This window comes from Methylobrevis albus (assembly GCF_015904235.1).
Classification (GTDB): domain Bacteria; phylum Pseudomonadota; class Alphaproteobacteria; order Rhizobiales; family Pleomorphomonadaceae; genus Methylobrevis_A; species Methylobrevis_A albus.
In genome coordinates this window covers 1-19,457 of record NZ_JADZLT010000016.1, presented here as the reverse complement: position 1 = coordinate 19,457, position 19,457 = coordinate 1, and the positions used below count along the sequence as shown (strand labels likewise).

Sequence of the window (19,457 nt, the reverse complement as noted above, 5' to 3'; positions counted from 1 at the left end):
CCATGGCTCTGTGCGAGCTCTATTGATTAAGCAATCAATACGAAGTCGCTGCGCTTGTCACGCGCATTTTTGCATCACGAACCGCACAAATCCGCGCCGCAGCGCAGCAAAAGCACGCAGATGCAGCGCGGCGAGCTTTTGTGCAGGCTGGCCAAAGTCTCGACTTCCGTTCGCTCGGCCGCCGTGTATTATTCGATCATTCAATAAGGCAAGCCTGTCGGGCGCCCTCTGATCGGGGCGTCGCGACGGCCGGAAAGCCGACGGAGAGCGACGTGGCGCAGATCGAGATCGAGGACGGACGCCGGCGCGAGCCGGAAGACGTGCGCCGGCGCCAGCTGATCGAGGCGACCATCGATTCGCTGGTCGAGGTCGGGTTCAACGCCACCACGCTCGCCCAGATCGCCCGGCGCGCCGGCGTCTCGCCCGGCCTCGTCGCGCATTACTTCGGCGACAAGGACGGGCTGCTCGAGGCGACGCTGCGCTTCCTCGCCTCCCGCGTCGCCAATGCGGTGCTGGTGCGCCTGCAGCAGGCGCGCACGCCGCGCGCCCGGCTGCAGGCGGTGATCGAGGCGAACCTCGCGCCGGAGGAATTCGACCAGCGCACCTGCTCGGTCTGGCTCGCCTTCTGGGGCCAGGTGCTGCATTCCGACCGCCTGCGCCGCGTGCAGCGGGTCTACCAGAGCCGCATGCTCTCCAACCTGCGCCAGCCGCTGCGCGCGCTGGTGCCCGCCGCCGACGCCCAGCGCCTCGCCATCGCCATCGCCGCCGTGATCGACGGCCTCTGGCTGCGCTCGACGCTGTCTGCAACGGGCGAGACCGACAGCGGCACCGCCCGCGCCATCGCCACCGCCTTCGTCGACGCACAGATCGCGTCGGTGCCGTCCCTGCCCGGAGTTTCGTCCTTGAGTTCAGCCGTTCCGCTCGTCCGCAACCATATCGGCAGTCGCTTCGTCGACACCGCAGGTGGCGAGACCTTCGACAGCGTCAACCCCGCCACCGGTGCCGTGCTCGCCCGGGTCGAGATTGCCGGCGAGGCCGAGGTCGAGGCGGCGGTCGCCGCCGCCGCGCGCGGCCAGAAGGTCTGGGCGGCGATGACCGGCGCCGAGCGCGGCCGCATCCTGAAGCGTGTCGCGGACATCCTGCGCGCCCGCAACGACGAGCTCGCCCGGCTCGAGACCCTCGACACCGGCAAGCCGATCCAGGAGACCAGCGTCGTCGACGTGATCTCCGGCGCCGACTGCCTGGAGTATTACGCCGGGCTCGCCGCGACGCTGTCGGGCGAGCACGTCGACCTCGGGCCGACCGCCTTCGGCTACACCCGGCGCGAGCCGCTCGGCATCGTCGCCGGCATCGGCGCCTGGAACTATCCGCTGCAGATCGCGTGCTGGAAGTCGGCGCCGGCGCTCGCCTGCGGCAACGCGATGATCTTCAAGCCGGCGGAACTGACCCCGCTCACCGCCGTGAAGCTCGCCGAGATCATGACGGAAGCCGGCGTGCCGGACGGCGTCTTCAGCGTGGTGCAGGGCTTTGCCGACACCGGCCGGCTGCTGACGCGGCACCCGAAGATCGCCAAGGTCTCGCTCACCGGCGAGGTCGGCACCGGCAAGAAGGTGATGGCGGATGCCGCGGCCACGCTGAAATACGTAACGCTGGAGCTCGGCGGCAAGTCGCCGCTGATCGTGTTCGAGGACGCCGACCTCGACGACGCGGTCTCCGGCGCGCTGCTCGCCAACTTCTATTCGGCCGGCGAGGTCTGCTCGAACGGCACCCGCGTCTTCGTGCACCAGAGCATCAAGGCCGCCTTCCTCGACAAGCTGGTCGCCCGCGTCGCGGCGATGACGGTGGGCGATCCGCTCGACCCGGCGACGCAGGTCGGCGCGCTGATCTCGGAAGCGCACATGGAAAAGGTGCTCGGCTACATCGCGCGCGGCACGGCCGAAGGCGCGAAGCTGCTCGTCGGCGGCGAGCGCGTCACGGCGGGCGGGCTCGGCGCCGGCTGCTTCGTCGCCCCCACCGTGTTCGACGGCTGCGCCGACGACATGGCGATCGTGCGCGAGGAGATCTTCGGGCCGGTGATGACAGTGTTGTCGTTCGGCAGCGAGGACGAGGTGATCGCGCGCGCCAACGCCACCGACTTCGGCCTCGCCGCCGGCGTCTTCACGAAGGACCTCGCGCGGGGGCACCGGGTGATTGCGCAGCTCGAGGCCGGCACCTGCTGGATCAACCACTACAACGTGACGCCGATCGAGCTGCCGTTCGGCGGCGCCAAGCAGTCCGGCCTCGGCCGCGAGAACGGCAAGGCGGCGATCGAGCACTACACCCAGCTGAAGAGCGTCTACGTCAACCTCGGCCGGGTCGAGGCGCCGTACTGAGAGGGCGTGTAAGGCGGCGGGCGCCGCTGCCCCCTCCCTGTCCCTCCCCCGCTTCGCAGGAGAGGGGACGCAGGAGGTGAGGGCGACGGCTTCAACAGCGTTTCGGCCCGGCGCAGCCTCAGTGTTTCGAAGGCCCTCTCGCCCATCGTCCCCTCTCCTGCGAAGCGGGGGAGGGACAGGGAGGGGGGGAGGCCACACGGCAAGGGCCCGGCCCGCCACACGACGAAGCTCCACCAAGGATCGATCGATGACCACCTCCACCTTCGACTACGTCATCGTCGGCGCCGGATCGGCGGGCTGCGTGCTCGCCGATAGGCTGTCGGCGGACGGGCGGCACAGCGTGCTGGTGCTCGAGTTCGGCGGCTCCGACCGCTCGGTGTTCATCCAGATGCCGAGCGCGCTGTCGATCCCGATGAACATGAAGAAATACAACTGGATGTACGAGAGCGAGCCGGAGCCCGGTCTCGGCGGCCGCCGCATGCACTGCCCGCGTGGAAAAGTGCTCGGCGGCTCGTCGTCGATCAACGGCCTCGTCTACGTCCGCGGCAATCCCGGCGACTTCGACCGCTGGCGCGACGAGGGGGCGGCGGGCTGGGCCTATGCCGACGTGCTGCCCTATTTCAAGCGCGCCGAGACGCGGCGCGAGGGCGGCGACGAATATCGCGGCGGCGACGGCCCGCTGGCGACGACCTACGGCCGGCTGGAAAACCCGCTCTACCACGCCTTCGTCGAGGCCGGCCGGCAGGCGGGCTATCCCGTCACCGAGGACATCAACGGCCACGCCCAGGAAGGCTTCGGCCGGATGGACATGACGGTGAAGGACGGCGTGCGCTGGTCGGCGGCGAACGCCTACCTGAAGCCGGCGATGTCGCGATCCAATCTCTCGGTCGTCACCCACGCCCGCGCCACCGGCATCGTCTTCGAGGGCCGGCGCGCCGTCGGCGTGAGATATCTCCGCGGCGGCACCGAGCACATCGCCCGGGCGAATGCCGAGGTGATCTTGTCGGGCGGGCCGATCAACTCGCCGCAGCTGCTGAAGCTCTCAGGCATCGGCCCGGCGGCGGAGCTGAAAGCGCACGGCCTTCCGGTGGTGCACGACCTGCCGGGCGTCGGCGAAAACCTGCAGGACCATCTCGAGTTCTATTTCCAGGTCGCCTCGAAGCTGCCGATCACACTCTATTCGTCGATGGGGCTTTTTGCGCGCGGGCTGATCGGGCTGCGCTGGCTGCTGACCAAGAAGGGCCTCGGCGCCACCAACCACTTCGAGACCTGCGGCTTCATCCGCTCGGCGCCGGGGATCCCCTATCCCGACATCCAGTATCATTTCCTCCCCCTCGCCGTGACCTACGACGGCAAGGGCCTCGCCTCCGAACACGGCTTCCAGGCGCACGTCGGGCCGATGCGCTCGAAGAGCCGCGGCTGGGTGCGGCTCGCTTCGGCCGATCCGCTCGAAGCACCGAAGATCCGCTTCAACTACCTCAGCCACCCCGACGACCTCGCCGAGATGCGCGCCTGCGTGCGCCTCACCCGCGAGATCTTCGCGCAGGCCGCGTTCGACCCCTATCGCGGCCGCGAGATCCAGCCCGGCGCCGACGTCACCAGTGACGACGAGATCGACGCCTTCGTGCGTGAGAAGGTCGAGAGCGCCTATCATCCCTCCTGCACGGCGAAGATGGGCGCGAAGGATGATCCGATGGCCGTCGTCGACGCCGAGACGCGGGTCTATGGCGTCGAGCGGCTGCGCGTGGTCGATTCCTCGATCATGCCGTCGGTGACGACCGGCAACCTCAACGCGCCGACGATCATGATCGGCGAGAAGGCCGCCGACCACATCCTCGGCCGGCCGCGGCTCGCGCCGTCGAACGCGCCGCGCTACGAAGCGGCGAACTGGCAGACGGCGCAGCGCTGACGAGACCCGCACCCGGCGCCGGTCTGTCCTGCCGGCACGGCAGGTTTCCGGGCGCCCGCCGCGCGCTAGCTTGCCGCGCATGCCGGTGATACCGGACCCGACGGAGAACTCGCGCCGATGACCGCCCTCCCCGCGCCCGGCCGCGGCGTCCGTGACCTCGCCGGCGCCTTCGATGTCTATCTCGTCGACCAGTTCGGCGTGCTGCACGACGGCAGCGCGGCGTTTCCCGGGGCCGCCGAGGCGCTCACCCGGCTGAAGGCGACGGGGGGCCGGATCGTCGTCTTGTCGAACTCCGGCCGCCCTGCCCGCTTCAACGCCGCGCGCCTCGCGGACCTCGGCTTCGACCCGGCGAGCTTCGATGCCGTCGTCACCTCGGGCGACGCGGCGCTGGCGCTGATGCTCGGGCCGGACGCCCCGGTCGCCGCCGGCGGCGGGCGGCGCTGCCTCACCATCTCCGGCTCCGGCGACCGCAACCTCGCCGAGGCGCTGCACTGGGGCGAGGCCTCCACCGGCGCCGAGGCCGACGTCGTGATCATCGCCGGCAGCCGGGGCGACGTGGTGCCGCTCGAGACCTATGCCGCCCTGCTCGGCGACGCCGCCCGGCGCGGCGTGCCGTGCCTCTGCACCAATCCCGACCGGCTGATGCTGACGCCGACCGGCCTCGCCTTCGGCGCCGGCCGCATCGCCGCGCTCTATGCGGAACTCGGCGGGCCGGTGACGTGGATCGGCAAGCCGCACGCCGCGATCTACCGCCTCGCCCTCGCCGGCGTCGCGGCCGACGCGCGGGTGGTGTGTATCGGCGACAGCGTGGAGCACGACGTCGCCGGGGCGCGTGGCATCGGCGCGGCGGCGGCCCTCGTCTGCACGGGGGTCAGCGCCGGGCTCGGGCCGGCCGACCTCGCCGCGGAATTCGCCCGCTACCGCGCGGTGCCCGACGTGGTGCTGCCGGCGTTCCGCTGGTAGGAAGGCGCCAGCCCCCCGCGCCCGCCGCTGCCCCGCACGCCGGCGCACTGCCGACCCTCCAGGAGCCGTCATGATCAGCCTCGAAGACCACCTCGCCGCTGCGGCCGGCGCCGATCCCCAGCGGCTCGCCGCCGTCGCCGCCGTCCGGGCGATCGCTGCGACCGGCATCGCGCTCGGCGCCCGGCTTGCCGACGGGGCGTTGTTCGAGGAGCCGGGGCGGATCGTCGGTGTCAACAGCGACGGCGACAAGCAGAAGGCGCTCGACGTCGCGGCGCACGGAATGTTCACGGACGCGCTGCTCGCCGCCGGCGTCGCGGCGGTCGGGTCGGAGGAGGCCGAGGCCGTCATCCCCGGCGATCCCGCCGGCCTCGTCGCCGCCGCCTTCGACCCGATCGACGGCTCCTCGCACATCGGCCTCGCCGCGGCGCTGGGCACCTTCTTTTCGGTGCTGCCGGCGGTGCCGGGCGGCGACGCGTTTCTTCAGGCCGGCCGCAATCAGATCGCCGCCGGCTACCTGATCTACGGCCACGAGACGGTTCTGGGGCTCACGCTCGGCGACGGCACGTATCTCTTCACGCTCGACCGGCGCGACGGCCGCTTCAAGGGCGGGCGGAAGCTGCAGGTGCCGGCGACGAGCGGCGAGTTCGGCGCCGACATGGCCAACCGACGCCACTGGCCGGCAAAGCTGACCCGTTTTGCGGACGCCGCGCTCGCCGGCGCCGCCGGCCCGCGCGGCCGCGACCTCCGGCTGCGCTGGCAGTCGGCGGCCGTGGTCGACATGCACCGCATCCTGCTCGCGGGCGGGCTGTTCCTCTACCCGGCCGACGCGCGGCCCGACGCGGCGAACGGCCGGCTGCGCCATGTCTACGAGGTCAACCCGATCGCCATGCTGGTCGAGCAGGCGGGGGGACGCGCCACCGACGGCAACGGCGCCGCGATCCTCGACAAGGTGCCGGCGCATCTCCACGCCCGCGCACCGATCGTCTGCGGCAGCGCCGACGAGGTCGCGCAGTACGAGGCGGGCTGATCAGCCGGCGCCGAGCCGGTATTCGGTGCGCTGGCGGTAGGTCTCGCCCGGGCGCAGGATCACCGCGGGGAACTCCGGCCGGTTGACCGCATCGGGAAAGCCCTGCGGCTCGAGGCAGAGGCCGCCGTTGAGGGCATAGCGCGCGCCGTCCAGCCCCGGCACCGGCACCTCCAGCATGTTGCCGTCGTAGAACTGCACGCCGGGCTCGGTCGACCAGATGTCCAGCGTCACGTCGCCGGCCGGGGCCGTCAGGCGGGCCATCAGCCGGAGCACATTGCTGCGCGCCTCGGCGACGACGAAATTGTGGTCGTAGCCGCGTTCCGGCCGGTCCGCGGCGCCGATCGGGCGGGCCTTGCGGAAGTCGAAGCCCGTGCCGGCGACGGGGCGGATCTCGCCGGTCGGGATCAGCGCGCCGTCGACCGGCAGGTAGGCCTCCGCCGGGATCTCCAGCACATGGCCGAGGATGTCCGGCGTGCCGGCGAGGTTGAAATAGCTGTGGGTCGCGAGGTTCACCGGCGTCGGCGCGTCGGTCTCGGCCTCGAGCTCGATCACCAGCACGCCCTCGCCGGGGAGCGTGTAGCGGCAGCGGGCCTGCACCGTGCCCGGATAGCCCTGGTCGCCATCGGGGGAGCCGAGGGTGAGCGTCACCGAATCAGTCGACGCCGCTTCGATCGTCCAGAGCTTGCGGTCGAACCCCTCAACGCCGCCGTGCAGATGCGCCCGGCCGCCGTCGTTCAGGTCGAGCTGGTGGTCGCGGCCGTCCAGCTGGAACCGGCCGGCGCCGATGCGGTTGGCGCAGCGGCCGACGACGGCGCCGAAGTATGGCGAATGCATCTCGTAGTCGGCGATGCGGTCGAAGCCGAGCACCAGGCGCCGCTCGCCGCCGGGCAGCGCGAGCCGGAGGTCGCGCAGGATGGCGCCGTAGCTCAGCACCTCGGCGACGATCCCGCCGCCGGCGAGGCGGACGATCTCGACCGCGCGGCCGTCGGCGAGAGATCCGAAGTCGTTGCTGCTCATCGTCTTCCTCGCTGCGCGGCCCGTCGCCGCGGCCGCGGCGGCATTCGGCGGCGACGCTACAGCGCCGCTGCCGCCGCGGTAAAGGGGGACCGAAGCGCTGTCCGGGCCGCCCGGCGGGCGCCGCGGTGCTCCGCCGGAGGCCCGGCTTGCTTCGGACACGATCGGGCGCTACACGGACTTGCGGATCGCGTCTGAAAAAGCATAACGGGATGTTAAGCCCACCCGGTCAGTTTCGATCCAAAGTCGGGGTCGTGTCGGCTTTCCCCAGCGTTCTCCAGGACGGGGATCGCCGACGAGTTTCGAGTAGGCCCGACTTGTGCGATGCTGCCGCCCTTCCCGGGATGTCGGCGGCGTCGGGAACAGGAGAGCGGACGGGAATGCGTTTTCGAGCGAGTGTCCTGCTTGCGTCGACCCTTGCGGTCGGCGCTTGCGCAAGCCTGCCGGCCGAAGGCCCGTCTGCATCGACCATTCTCTCCGAGGCCGGCGTCGGCTCCGACGCGATGACGTCGTATGAGGTGATCGACGTCAATCCGGTCAGCATCTCCGCGCTGCGCGGCCGCACCAACGAGACCTTCGCCGCGCGATTCGGCCGACAGCGCGGTGGCACCACCGGGCGGATCGGCGTCGGCGACCGCATCTCCGTGGTGATCTGGGAGGCGGCCTCCGGCGGCCTGTTCTCGGGCGAGACCGGCTCGATCGCCGGGTCGGGCTCGAAAAGCGCCACGATCCCCGACCAGACCGTCAATTCGGCCGGCAAGATCAGCATTCCCTATGCCGGCCAGATCCAGGCCGCGGGCCGCACGCCCGACGAGGTGCGCGCCGACATCGAATCGGCCCTCGCCGGCAAGGCGATCGAGCCGCAGGCGCTGGTCAACGTCACCTCCAGCGTCTTCAACACCGTGACGGTGACCGGCGAAGTGGTCGGCGGCGGGCGCATCCCGCTGTCGCCGAACGGTGACCGGCTGCTCGACGTCATCGCCACGGCGGGCGGCGTCAAGGCGCCTGCGCACGAGACCTTCGTCAGCCTGACCCGCCGCACCGCGACTGCGCGCGTGCCGCTGCAGCGGATCATCGACGATCCGTCCGAGAACATCTATCTCGCCGCCGGCGACGTGCTGTCGCTCACCCGCATCCCGCAGACCTTCACGGCCTTCGGTGCGCTCGGCCAGAGCGCCGAGGTGCCGTTCGACGCCGAAGGCTTGACGCTGAACGAGGCGCTCGCCAAGGTCGGCGGCCTCGTCGACGAGCGCTCGGACCCGGCCGGCGTGTTCATCTACCGCGTCGAGCAGCGCCCCGTGGTGCAGCGGCTGGTGCCGCAGAGCCAGGTCGTCAACGCCTATGCCGGCGACGTGCCGGTGATCTACCGCATCAACCTGCGCGACCCCTCGGGCCTCTTCATGGCGAAGTCGTTCGAGGTGTTCGACGGCGACCTCGTCTATGTCGCCCCGGCCGGCCTCAACGAAACCCGCAAGTTCCTGCAGCTCGTCACCACGGTGACGCAGCCGGCGATGACCGGCCTCACGGTCTACCGCGCCGTCGGCAACTGAGCGCGGCGCTGCTCAGCGGGCAAAATAGGCCGCCCGCTCGGCGACGAGCCGCTCGACCGCCGCCTCCGGCGTGATCGGCCGGCCGGTGTCCGGGCAGGCGTAGAGCGGATAGGCGATCAGCGCCGCCGCGACGAGATCGTCGAGATCGAGCCGCCGCGGCGCGCGCCGGGCGAGCGCCGCCCGCGCGAGCGCCGTATCCGCCCGGTCGTCGGTCAGCCCCCAGCCCGCATAGAACGGCACGCCGAAGCAGCGCACCGGCATGCCGCGCAGCAGCGCGTCGAAACCCATCTGGCTCGACACGGTCCAGACCTCGTCGACGGCGTCGAGCACGGCGTGGGTCGCCACCTCGCCGTCGATCAGCACGACATCCGGCCGGCGGCCGAGCAGCGGGGCGAGGTAGCCCTCGACGTAGCCGGCCGCGACGTCCGGATGCACCCGGGCGCAGATCACCGCACCGGGCGCGGCATCGGCGGCGGCGCACATCGCCGCGAAGGCGGCGGCATCGGCGCAGGCGCCCGCGATCGAGCGATCACCGAACACCTGGTCGACGAGCAGGATGCGGCGGCCGGGCGCGGGGCCGAGCCCGAGCGGCCGGTCGGGCAGATGATTGTATTTCGTCAGGCGCTGCGCGACGAGGCTGCGGCGCAGGGCGCCTGCGCGCTGTCGCAGGGCGGGGTCGGGCGCCTCCAGACAGAGCCGTTCGAGCCGCGACGGACGGCGGGCGTCGATGTGGATGCCGATGTCGTCGACGACCACCGAAATCGACGGCACGCCCGACTTGCCGAGCCCGACGGAGCGCAGCAGCCCGTCCTCCGCCGTCCAGTAGGGCAGCCGGCGCAGGGTTGCGACCACACGGGCGGCATGGGCCAGCGGCTTCAGCCCCCAGCCGAGCACGCCGTCGAGCCCGCCGGGCGGGGCGGCGAGCGAGCGCAGCGGACCGCCGCCGAGGCTGCGGCCGAGCCACGGCAGATCGTTGCGCGTCCAGTGCCACGCCCCGAGCCGCGCCGCCGGCGGCGGCATCCAGGCCGGCCGCTGCGGCGGCTCGCCGGCCGGGGCGGCGGGAGCGGGAGATCGGGGGCCCTCGGTCATGCGTCTCCGTCACGGGCGCTGGTCGCCGGTGTCCCGCAATAGACGGGCGGGCGGGCGGGTGCAAGGCGGGCGGCTGCGGTCTTGCCGTGGGGCGGCCCCCTCCCTGTCCCTCCCCTGCTTCGCAGGAGAGGGGACGCAGGAGGAGAGGACGCCTCGGCCATCAGCACTTCGGTCCGGCGCAACCTTCGTTTTTTTAAAGCCCCATCCCCCATCGTCCCCTCTCCCGCCTGCGGGGGAGGTGCGCAGCACGGGAGGAGGGAAGCCGCACGGCACGACCCAGCCCCGAACAGCAAAAGGCCGGACCGCTTGCGCGGCCCGGCCTTGCCGATCGTCAGCTCCGCGCGAGGCGGAGGGGAGTCCTCACGCCGCGTCGTCGTCCTGGCGGGCGCGCAGCGCCGCGCCGAGGATGTCGCCGAGCGAAGCGCCGCTGTCGGACGAACCGAACTGCGCGACGGCTTCCTTCTCTTCGGCGATCTCGAGCGCCTTGACCGACAGGCCGACCTTGCGGGTCTTCTTGTCGAACTGCGTGATGCGCGCATCGAGCTTCTCGCCGACGGCGAAGCGCTCGGGGCGCTGGTCGGCGCGGTCGCGGGCGAGGTCGGCGCGGCGGATGAAGGCGGTGATGTCGGTGTCGACGATCTTCACCTCGATGCCGGCGTCCTTGATCTCGACGACCTCACAGGTCACCACGGCGTTGCGACGGAGTTCGCCGGCCGAGGCCGCATCCATCGGATCGCCGCCGAGCTGCTTCATGCCGAGGCTGATGCGCTCCTTGTCGATGTCGACGTCGAGCACCACGGCCTTGACCATGTCGCCCTTGTTGAACTCCTCGATGACCTGCTCGCCCGGACGGTTCCAGTCGAGGTCCGAGAGGTGGACCATGCCGTCGACGTCGCCGTCGAGGCCGATGAACAGACCGAATTCGGTCTTGTTCTTGACCTCGCCTTCGACGACCGCGCCGGACGGGTACTTCTCGGAGAAGGCTTCCCAGGGGTTCTGCAGGGTCTGCTTCAGGCCGAGCGAGATGCGGCGCTTGACCGGATCGACCTCGAGCACCATCACCTCGACCTCCTGGGAGGTGGCGACGATCTTGCCCGGATGGACGTTCTTCTTGGTCCAGCTCATCTCGGAGACGTGGATCAGCCCCTCGATGCCCGGCTCCAGCTCCACGAAGGCGCCGTAGTCGGTGATGTTGGTGACGCGCCCGGTGAAGCGGGTGTTGACCGGGTACTTCGCCTCGATGCCGGACCAGGGGTCGCTCTCGAGCTGCTTCATGCCGAGCGAGATGCGGTGCGTTTCCTGGTTGACGCGGATGATCTGCACGCGAACCGTCTGGCCGATGGACAGCACTTCGGTCGGGTGGTTGATGCGGCGCCAGGCGATGTCGGTGACGTGCAGCAGGCCGTCGATGCCGCCGAGGTCGACGAAGGCACCGTAGTCGGTGATGTTCTTGACGACACCCTCGACGGTCTGGCCCTCTTCTAGGCTCTGGACGAGCTCGGAGCGCTGCTCGGCGCGGGTCTCTTCGAGGACGACGCGGCGCGACACGACGATGTTGCCGCGGCGCTTGTCCATCTTGAGGATCTGGAACGGCTGCGGCGTGTGCATCAGCGGGCCGACGTCGCGCACCGGGCGGATGTCGACCTGGCTGCGCGGCAGGAAGGCCGTGGCGCCGTCGAGGTCGACCGTGAAGCCGCCCTTGACCTGGTTGAAGATGTGGCCGACGACCTTCTCGTTCTTTTCGAACGCGACTTCGAGCCGGACCCAGCTTTCCTCGCGGCGAGCCTTGTCGCGCGACAGGACCGCTTCGCCGAGGGCGTTCTCGACGCGCTCGAGGTAGACCTCGACCTCGTCGCCCACCTTGAGCTCGCCGTCGCGGGCGCGGACACCGAATTCCTTGAGCGGAACCCGGCCCTCGACCTTCAGACCGACGTCGATGACCGCGAGGTCCTTCTCGATGGCGATGACGATGCCCTTGACGACCGCGCCCTCATAGAGCTCGGACGTGGCGAAGGACTCCTCGAGAAGAGCGGCGAAATCCTCGCGGGATGGATTGTTGGCGGACATTCAAACTCCTGGTGCCATGTCTGGCGGCGCCGGCTGGGCTGGTGTTCACGGGCGTCGACGTGGGCTCCGCGCCTGCCCTTTCCCAAGGGAGGCGACCACGCCCCTTCAGGGGTGTGGGCCGGCGCGAGGCGGAGCGGACGGCGACGTTGACGGCGGCACCCGCAAAGCGGGCACCGTCGATTGCGCGGCTCTATACGCCGAATGGCCGGCCGCGGCAAGGCAAAGCCGCGTGAGCCGCGGCAAATCGGGTCACTTCAGCGCCATCGCCTCCTCGACGAGGGCGACCGCCGCGCGAAACGCGCCCTCGGCGTCGAGGTCGGTGGTGTCGAGCACCGCCGCATCCTCGGCGGCGGCGAGCGGCGCCACCTCGCGCGAGGAATCGCGGTCGTCGCGCTTCTGGATATCGGCGAGCACGGTCTCGAACGCGGTGGCGGGGTCGATGCGCAGGTCGTCGACGTGGCGGCGGCGGGCGCGGGTCTCGGCGCTCGCGGTGACGAAGAGCTTCACCTCTGCGTCGGGGCAGACCACCGTGCCGATGTCGCGGCCGTCGAGCACGGCGCCGGGCGGCGTATGCGCGAAGCGGCGCTGCAGGTCGAGCAGCGCGGCGCGCACCGCCGGGATCGCCGCGACCACCGAGGCCGCCTCGCCGACGGCGGAGCCGGACAGCGCCTCGGGATCGAGCCCGGTCGGGTCGAGCGTCTCGGCCATCCGCACCGCCGCCGCCTCGTCGGCCGGATCGAGCCCGGCGGCGCGCAGGCGCTGGCCGACCGCCCTGTAGAGCAGGCCGGTGTCGAGGTGGTTCAGGCCGAAGTGCCTGGCGAGCCGGCGGGCCAGCGTGCCCTTGCCCGATGCCGCGGGTCCGTCGATCGCGATGATCATGCGGCCTGTTCCTCCGTGAAACCGCCCCCGGCGGCGGTCATCGACGCTTCGAAGTCGGGAAAGCTCGTCGCAATCACCGCGCCATCGTCGACCGTCACCGGCCGGTCGGCGACGAAGCCGAGCACGAGGAAGCTCATGGCGATGCGATGGTCGAGGTGGGTGACGACATGGCCGCCGCCGCGCACCCGGCCCCCCGTGACGGCGAGCCAGTCCGGGCCCTCGCGCACGCTGACGCCGTTGGCGGCGAGGCCGGCGGCGACCGCGGCGACGCGGTCGGATTCCTTCACCCGCATCTCCTCGATGCCGAGCATCATCGTCTCGCCCTCGGCGACCGCGGCCGCGACGGCGAGCACCGGATACTCGTCGATCATCGACGGCGCCCGCTCCGGCGGCACGGTGACGCCCTTCAGGGCAGAGGCGCGGGCACGGACGTCGGCGATCTTCTCGCCGCCGCTCTCGCGCTCGTTTTCCAGCGTGATGTCGGCGCCCATCTCGATCAACGTGGTGATCAGGCCGATGCGGGCCGGGTTCATCAGCACGCCCTCGACGGTGAGGTCGGAGCCCGGCACGATCAGCGCCGCGACGATCGGGAAGGCGGCCGAGCTCGGGTCCGCCGGCACGGTGACGTGCTGCGCCTTCAACTCCGGGCGGCCTTCGAGGCGGATGGTGCGCACGCCGTCCGCATCGGTCTCGACCTCGATCGCGGCGCCGAAGCCGGCGAGCATGCGCTCGGTGTGGTCGCGGGTGAACACCGGCTCGATCACCGTGGTGACGCCGGGGGTGCCGAGGCCGGCGAGCAGCACGCAGGACTTCACCTGCGCCGAGGGCACCGGCACGCGGTATTCGATCGGCAGCGGCGTCGCGGCGCCGCGCAGGGTCAGCGGCAGCCGGTCGCCGGAGCGGGCGATCACCTCGACGCCCATGCGGCGCAGCGGCTCCAGCACCCGGCCCATCGGCCGCTTCACCAGCGAGCCGTCGCCGGTGAAGGTGACCGAGATCGGCTGGCCGGCGACGAGGCCCATGCAAAGGCGCACCCCGGTGCCGGCGTTGCCGAAGTCGACGACGCCGGTCGGCTCGAGCAGGCCGCCGACGCCGACGCCGCGCACCCGCCAGGTGCCGTCGCCATCGCGCGTCACCGCGGCGCCGAAGGCGCGCATCGCGGCGGCGGTGTTCATCACGTCGCCGGCCTCGAGCAGGCCGGTCACCACCGTCTCGCCGGTCGCGAGCGCGCCGAGCATCAGCGCGCGGTGCGAGATCGACTTGTCGCCGGGAACGCGGAAGCGACCGGTGAGCGGGCCGGAGCGGCCGGCGGAAAGCGGGCGGGGAGCGGCGGAAGACTGGGCGGCCATCGACGGGTGTCCTCGGGTCGGCATTGCATCGGCAAGCCGGCGGGCGCAAAAAATTCGGAGCGCCCCATAGCACGGGCGCGGGCGCGCCGCCATCTCGGAAGCGCACGCCGGCCGGCACCGGCGCTTCGCCGCACCGGCTGCGGGGCGCGAAGTGCTCACAAGTCAGATCAGCTTTGACAGGCCGGATGCTTGCAGATATCTCGACCCGCAGACTTTTCCCCTTCCCACTTTAGCCATCAGAGGCCACCCGTGGCGAAAGAAGAACTCGGCACCAAGCGGATCTGCCCCGAGACCGGGCGCAAGTTCTACGATCTCAACCGCATTCCCATCGTCTCGCCCTTCACCGGCAAGTCGTATCCGCTGTCGGCCTTCGAGGTCGTGCTGCGGTCGAAAGCGGCGCCCGAACGCGCCGTCAAGGTCGTCGAGGAAGAGGAGATCGAGGAGGAGGAGGACGCCGCGCTGAAGCCGGAGTTCGTGCCGCTCGAAGACGCCGAGCCGGACGCCGACGACGACGTGCCGGACCTCGAGGAGGCCGGCATCGTGGCAGACGACGACGAGGAAGTCGTCGATGCCTTCCTCGAGGAAGACGAGGACGGTGACGACGACGTCGCCGACATCATCGGCGACGTCGAGAGCGAAGACGAGCGCTGAACGGCCGTGCCGCCGGCCGGCCCGTGGGCTGGATCGGCGGCGCATTTGCGGGGTTTTCGGCGACTGTCACACGTTGTCAAAAAAACCGCTTGATCGAGCGCCGGGGCGTCAGTATACCCGGCGCCGTCGACCCCGGAGCCCGCTCCGGCCGCCCGGTCCGCTTCGGACCGACGGAATCGACGGACGGATCCTCCTCGTGACGAACCGCCCGAGGGAAACCGGCGAACGCCGATTTCCGACAGAGACGCGTGGGGCCATAGCTCAGTTGGTAGAGCGCTTGAATGGCATTCAAGAGGTCGGCGGTTCGATTCCGCCTGGCTCCACCAGTCTCTCCCTTTTCCCAGAGTACTCATCGACAATTCAGGCGCCCAGCGGCCAGCCATCGCTGGCGGGCGAATCGTGATCCGATCGGTTCGCCATGGTTCGGGCTCGTGCGGCCGATGATTCCGCCCCCCTCACCCGCCCGCCACCGCCCGGAACGCCGCGCCGAAATGGGCGAGGTCGCCGGCCATGCTCTGGCGGTTCCAGTAGCCGCGGCTGCGCTTGTAGGGCAGCGGCACGTGGAAGCTGACGTGGGCGGCGAGTTGCCAGCGGTGCGGGATGGCGACGTCGGGGGGCGTGCCGGCGGCGTCCGACCGGGTGAGGTAGTGGGCGACGGCGCGGGTGAGCAGGCCCGGGCCGGTCTTCGTCCAGGTGCTGTCGTTATGGCGCTCGAGCAGCGCGCGCCGGGCCGCCGCCGCGGCCCAGACCAGCACCGGATGACGTGGCGCGGCCACGATGAGGTTGTTGCCGATCGTGCCGCGCGGCTCGAGCATCACCGTCAGTCCGGGTGAGCCGCCGGCGAGCGCCTCGGCGTCGCCGGTCAGCCAGTCGTCGCAGTCGGCGTAGAGGCCGCCCTCGAGCATCAGGTAGCAGAGGCGGAAGTAGTCGCTCTCCTCGGCCGGCGAGACGGCGTGCTTCAACGCCTTGGCCCAGTCGATGCCGAGCCGTTCGCGCAGGAAGCCGAGCGCCCTGGCGCGGTCGAAACAATGATAGGCGAAGCCGGCGGCGGCTTCCCAGCTTCGCATGATCGCCGCGATCTCGGCCGGCGGCACCGGATCGTTCCAGTACTGCACGATTTTCCGCGGCACGGGGCCGGCGGCGGGGCGCGCGCCGGCGGGGGGGCGCTGCCGCCAGTCGCGCACCGTCCGCATCGCCGGGGAGACCAGGGCGAACTCCGGCTCCGCCGCGGGATCGGCATCCTGCATCAGCGCGTCGGCCGCGAGCAGGCCGAGCAGCGACGGGGCGAAATGGGCGGCGTGCTTGTTCATGCCCGCGTCGCGGAACCGCGCGATCTCGGCGGCGGCGGCGACCGTATCGCCGAGGCCGAACAGCACGTTGATGTAGGTGTGCTGCAGCCTCGGCGGCAGTTGGCCGTTGCGGTGCCGCTCGATCAGTGACCGCGCCCCCTCGAGGTCGCCGTGTTCGGCGAGACCGTCGGAGAGGGCTGCCAGCCAGTCGGGCGAAAGGTCCGCGCCCTCCGCCAGCCGCGCCGCAAGGCGGGCGGCGGCCAGCTCGCCGGCACCGCAGGCGAGCAGCGCACGCACATGCGCCCGGAACAGGGTGGCATCATGCGGCGCCTGTCGCGCGGCGAGACCGAGATAGCGCGCCGCGCGGCGCGGCCGGCCGACGCGGACGAGGAGGCGGGAGAGCAGCAGGACTTCCGACGCGGGGCGCCGGCGCCCGGGGACGCGGGGCCGGGCGGCGAGCGCCGCGGCGGCGCCGCCTTCGAGGGCGCGGCGCTCGAGCGCGAAGAGCTGCCGATCGCCCGGCGGAATCCGGGTCTCGACGAAGGCGCCGATGTCCGGCCAGCCGGGCAGGCCGACCTCGAAGATCTTCATGAGGATCCGCCGCGCCTCGCCCGGCCCGATCGTCTCGCGGGCAAGCAGGCTCGCCGCGAACGGCGCATAGTCCGCGCCGAGGCCGAGGAGATCGGCGATCTCGTAGACGCTCCAGAGCAGGTTGCCCGGCAGCAGGTCGCGCGCGGCGGCGAGGAGGTCGCGCTGGGCGCGCAGCACCACCCCGGCGCGGTCGGACGAGAGGCCCGCGAGCGCCCGGCACACCAGCGAGGCGGCCCCGATGCGGCCCGCGTCCGAGGTGGCGGCCCCGAGCGCACCGAGCGCGGCGCAAAGTTCCCGCTCGATCTCGTCGCTCCCCGCCAGGCGCACCGCCGTATCGAGCCGCCCGAGCCGCGCCACCCGGTGCCCGGGCAGCGTGCGCAGCGTCTCGTCGTAGAGCCGCAGGCTGGCCTCGCGATCACCCATCTGGCGCTTGGCGGCGGCAAGTTCGTGCCGGAACCAGAGGTTGCCGGGCCGGCGTGCGACGAGGTCGGCGAAATGCGCGACGCAGGCGTCGAGGCGCCCGAGTTCGCGCAGCATGACGCCCTTCTTCACCAGCAGCTTCAGCTCCGCCGGCCGCCGCGCGAGGCCGGCCTCGGCATGGGCGAGCGCCTCATCGACGCGGCCAAAATGCGCCGCCGTGTCGACCCGGCCGACGAGCGCGTCGCGATTGCCGGGATCGGTGGCGAGCGTCCGGTCGTAGAGCCCCATGCTGGCCGCGCGATCCCCGGTCATCCGGCAGGCGGCAGCGAGTTCGTGCCGCACGGCGAGGTTATCCGGATGGCGCGCGGCGAGAGCGGCGAGATGGGCGCGGCTTTCGTCATGGCGCTGCAGCTTGCGCAGCACGACGCCGAGCTTCACGGCGAGGCCGACATGACCGGGCAGCACCGCGAGGCCGGCGAGGGCATGGCGCAGCGCCGCGTCGGTCAACTGGAAATGCAGGGCCGTGTCGATGCGGCCGATAAGGGCCGCGCGGTTCGCCGGCGCCTCGGCGAGCACCTCGGCATAGAGCCGCATGCTGCCGTCGCCGTCGCCCGCCATGCGCCGGGCCGCGGCGAGTTCCAGCCGCACCTCGACGTCGTCCGGAAAGCGCTCGAACAGCGCCGACAGCTGCGCGAGGCTCTCGCCATGCTGGTGCAGCCGGCGCAGCAGGACGCCGCGCCTGAGCTGGAAGGCCGCGTCGCCCGGCCGGTGCGCCAGACGTTCATCGACATGGGCGAGCGCGCCGTCGAGGTCGCCGGCGGCGACGAGGGTATCGACCGCCGCCATCCGCGCCAGCGCCGCCGGTCCCGTTCCGATCGCCATCTGCCTCCACCGGGTTCACGAGCCACGGCCCCGGCGGCGATGCCCGGGGCCGTGGCAAAGACGCGTTGCCTGGATACTCGCGCGAGGCGCGCCTTGCAGGTCAGGCGGCGATCAGCCTCGCCATCAACTCGGCGGCGTCGCGGTCGACCGCCTCGGAGAAGGAGGCGACGCCGAGGCGGTCGCGGAGATGCTTGGGCAACTGCCGCCGGGCGGAGATGCGGACGCGGCGCATCTCGGGGATCAGCCGCTCGCTGCCGTAGAGGTCGAGGTATTCCTGATAGTTCTCGAAGTCCTTGCGGCCGACGTAGTCGACGAAGGTTTCCGCCGGCGCGCCGTTGGCGAGGATCTCGTCGTGCGCCTCGGTCTCGACGTGGTAGTAGCGGAATTCGGCCGGCATGTCGGAGAGGGAGACGAAGCGGATCGTCTCGCCGTTGACCAGCGCGCCGGCGTTCACTACCAGCCCGTCGACGATCATGCCGTGGTCGGCCGAGAGATAGAGGTCGGTGTGCGGCACGCCGCTGCCCAGCGCCCCGGCGGCGATGCACACGGGCATCATCCGGTCCGACACGAACACGTGATTGCGGATGGTCTGCCGGCCGATCCACTTCACCGGCACCGCGCGCCCGTCCGCCGTCGTCACCAGATCGCCGATGGCAAGGCTTTCCACCGGCACTTCGCCGGCCGGGGTCGCGATCAGCGTGCCTCCGACGAAACAGGTGATGTTGACGGTGACGGTGTCGATGTCCTGGTTGCCCCAGAAATCCTGCCCGGAGACCTGGAAGACGGGCGACTGTTCCAGGCCACCGTTCGCGACGAGGTCGTCATAGTTAAACGTCCAGCTCATCGCGCCGCTGGCCGGATCCAGTGTAAACGTTCCGAAGCTTGGACCATTGGTGGCAGCGTAACTTCCGTTGGAACCGTTGAACTGTCCGTCTCCACCATCAGCGCTCTCCCAGTTGCCGGTGAGCGTCACCGTTTCCCCTGGTGAAACATCGACGTTGTAGACGAAGTTGTCGCCATTGCCAGCCGACTCCGTCGTTCCGGTCGAAACCGTGTCCGCGCCGCCCATCGAATTCAGATTAATGCCAGCAAGACCCATGCCCTATTCCCCTCAAGCCAAATCCGACAGAACCCGCGCACCCCACGAGGCCCCGCGCAGACGTCGTGATTCCACGATCCGCTTCGGCGCGCCCGCGCGTCAGGCGGCGACGAGCCGGGCCGTCAACTCGGCCGCGTCGCGATCGACCGCCTCGGCGAACGAAGCGATGCCGAGGCGCGTGCAGATCGCCTTCGGCAGCTGGCGCCGGGCGGAGATGCGCACGCGGCGCATTTCCGGGATCAGCCGCTCGCTGCCATAGAGCGCGAGGTATTCGGCGTAGTTCTCGAAGTCCTTGCGGCCGACGTA

At 71.1% G+C, this 19,457-nt stretch carries 14 protein-coding genes and 1 tRNA gene; 7 read left to right on the top strand and 8 right to left on the bottom strand.

Going from position 1 to position 19,457, the window contains the following annotated elements:
• The first annotated feature begins 272 nt into the window (after positions 1–272).
• From betB to I5731_RS00095, 4 genes are all read left to right on the top strand, one after another.
• A complete protein-coding gene (gene betB, locus I5731_RS00110) occupies positions 273–2,372 on the top strand; it encodes a betaine-aldehyde dehydrogenase (RefSeq protein ID WP_197309321.1) in 2,100 nt (699 codons plus the stop codon).
• Between the two features lie 247 nt (positions 2,373–2,619).
• Entirely contained in the window at positions 2,620–4,281 is a 1,662-nt protein-coding gene (betA, locus tag I5731_RS00105; protein WP_197309320.1) for a choline dehydrogenase, read from the top strand.
• Between the two features lie 117 nt (positions 4,282–4,398).
• The gene (locus I5731_RS00100; protein WP_197309319.1) at positions 4,399–5,244 is read left to right on the top strand and encodes a TIGR01459 family HAD-type hydrolase; all 846 of its coding nucleotides are present in this window, start codon (positions 4,399–4,401) and stop codon (positions 5,242–5,244) included.
• A 70-nt stretch (positions 5,245–5,314) separates the two neighbouring features.
• Complete coding sequence (locus I5731_RS00095; RefSeq protein WP_197309318.1) at positions 5,315–6,271, top strand: class 1 fructose-bisphosphatase; 957 nt, start codon at positions 5,315–5,317, stop codon at positions 6,269–6,271.
• Here I5731_RS00095 and I5731_RS00090 read toward each other — a convergent pair whose 3' ends face one another.
• Entirely contained in the window at positions 6,272–7,288 is a 1,017-nt protein-coding gene (locus I5731_RS00090) for an aldose epimerase family protein (RefSeq protein ID WP_197309317.1), read from the bottom strand.
• A 377-nt stretch (positions 7,289–7,665) separates the two neighbouring features.
• On the opposite strand from I5731_RS00090, the gene I5731_RS00085 reads away from it, so the two are divergent.
• A complete protein-coding gene (locus I5731_RS00085; protein WP_197309316.1) occupies positions 7,666–8,835 on the top strand; it encodes a polysaccharide biosynthesis/export family protein in 1,170 nt (389 codons plus the stop codon).
• Positions 8,836–8,847: 12 nt separating this feature from the next.
• Here the strand turns inward: I5731_RS00085 and I5731_RS00080 are convergent, their stop codons facing one another.
• From I5731_RS00080 to aroA, 4 genes are all read right to left on the bottom strand, one after another.
• Positions 8,848–9,924 carry a capsular polysaccharide export protein, LipB/KpsS family gene (locus I5731_RS00080; protein ID WP_197309315.1) on the bottom strand — a complete coding sequence of 359 codons (1,077 nt, stop codon included), beginning with the start codon at positions 9,922–9,924 and terminating at the stop codon, positions 8,848–8,850.
• A 360-nt stretch (positions 9,925–10,284) separates the two neighbouring features.
• Complete coding sequence (gene rpsA / locus I5731_RS00075) at positions 10,285–11,991, bottom strand: 30S ribosomal protein S1 (protein WP_197309314.1); 1,707 nt, start codon at positions 11,989–11,991, stop codon at positions 10,285–10,287.
• 249 nt (positions 11,992–12,240) lie between these two features.
• Positions 12,241–12,870, bottom strand: coding sequence for a (d)CMP kinase (gene cmk, locus I5731_RS00070; protein WP_197309313.1), 630 nt, complete (start codon positions 12,868–12,870; stop codon positions 12,241–12,243).
• A complete protein-coding gene (aroA, locus tag I5731_RS00065; RefSeq protein WP_197309312.1) occupies positions 12,867–14,219 on the bottom strand; it encodes a 3-phosphoshikimate 1-carboxyvinyltransferase in 1,353 nt (450 codons plus the stop codon). The genes cmk and aroA overlap by 4 nt, the downstream gene beginning before the upstream one ends.
• Positions 14,220–14,468: 249 nt before the next feature.
• Here aroA and I5731_RS00060 point away from each other — a divergent pair, with 249 nt between their 5' ends.
• Both I5731_RS00060 and I5731_RS00055 read left to right on the top strand, forming a co-directional pair.
• Positions 14,469–14,870 (top strand): TIGR02300 family protein, encoded by a 402-nt coding sequence (locus tag I5731_RS00060; RefSeq protein ID WP_197309311.1) that lies wholly within the window; start codon positions 14,469–14,471, stop codon positions 14,868–14,870.
• A gap of 250 nt (positions 14,871–15,120) precedes the next feature.
• Positions 15,121–15,196, top strand: a tRNA-Ala gene (locus I5731_RS00055).
• Between the two features lie 129 nt (positions 15,197–15,325).
• On the opposite strand, the gene I5731_RS00050 is transcribed toward I5731_RS00055, so the two are convergent.
• From I5731_RS00050 to I5731_RS00040, 3 genes are all read right to left on the bottom strand, one after another.
• Complete coding sequence (locus tag I5731_RS00050; protein WP_197309310.1) at positions 15,326–18,052, bottom strand: tetratricopeptide repeat protein; 2,727 nt, start codon at positions 18,050–18,052, stop codon at positions 15,326–15,328.
• Positions 18,053–18,152: 100 nt separating this feature from the next.
• A complete protein-coding gene (locus tag I5731_RS00045; protein WP_197309309.1) occupies positions 18,153–18,896 on the bottom strand; it encodes a Hint domain-containing protein in 744 nt (247 codons plus the stop codon).
• Between the two features lie 354 nt (positions 18,897–19,250).
• Positions 19,251–19,457, bottom strand: a 207-nt coding sequence (locus I5731_RS00040; protein WP_197309308.1) for a hypothetical protein, incomplete at its 5' end; no start/stop codon positions are given.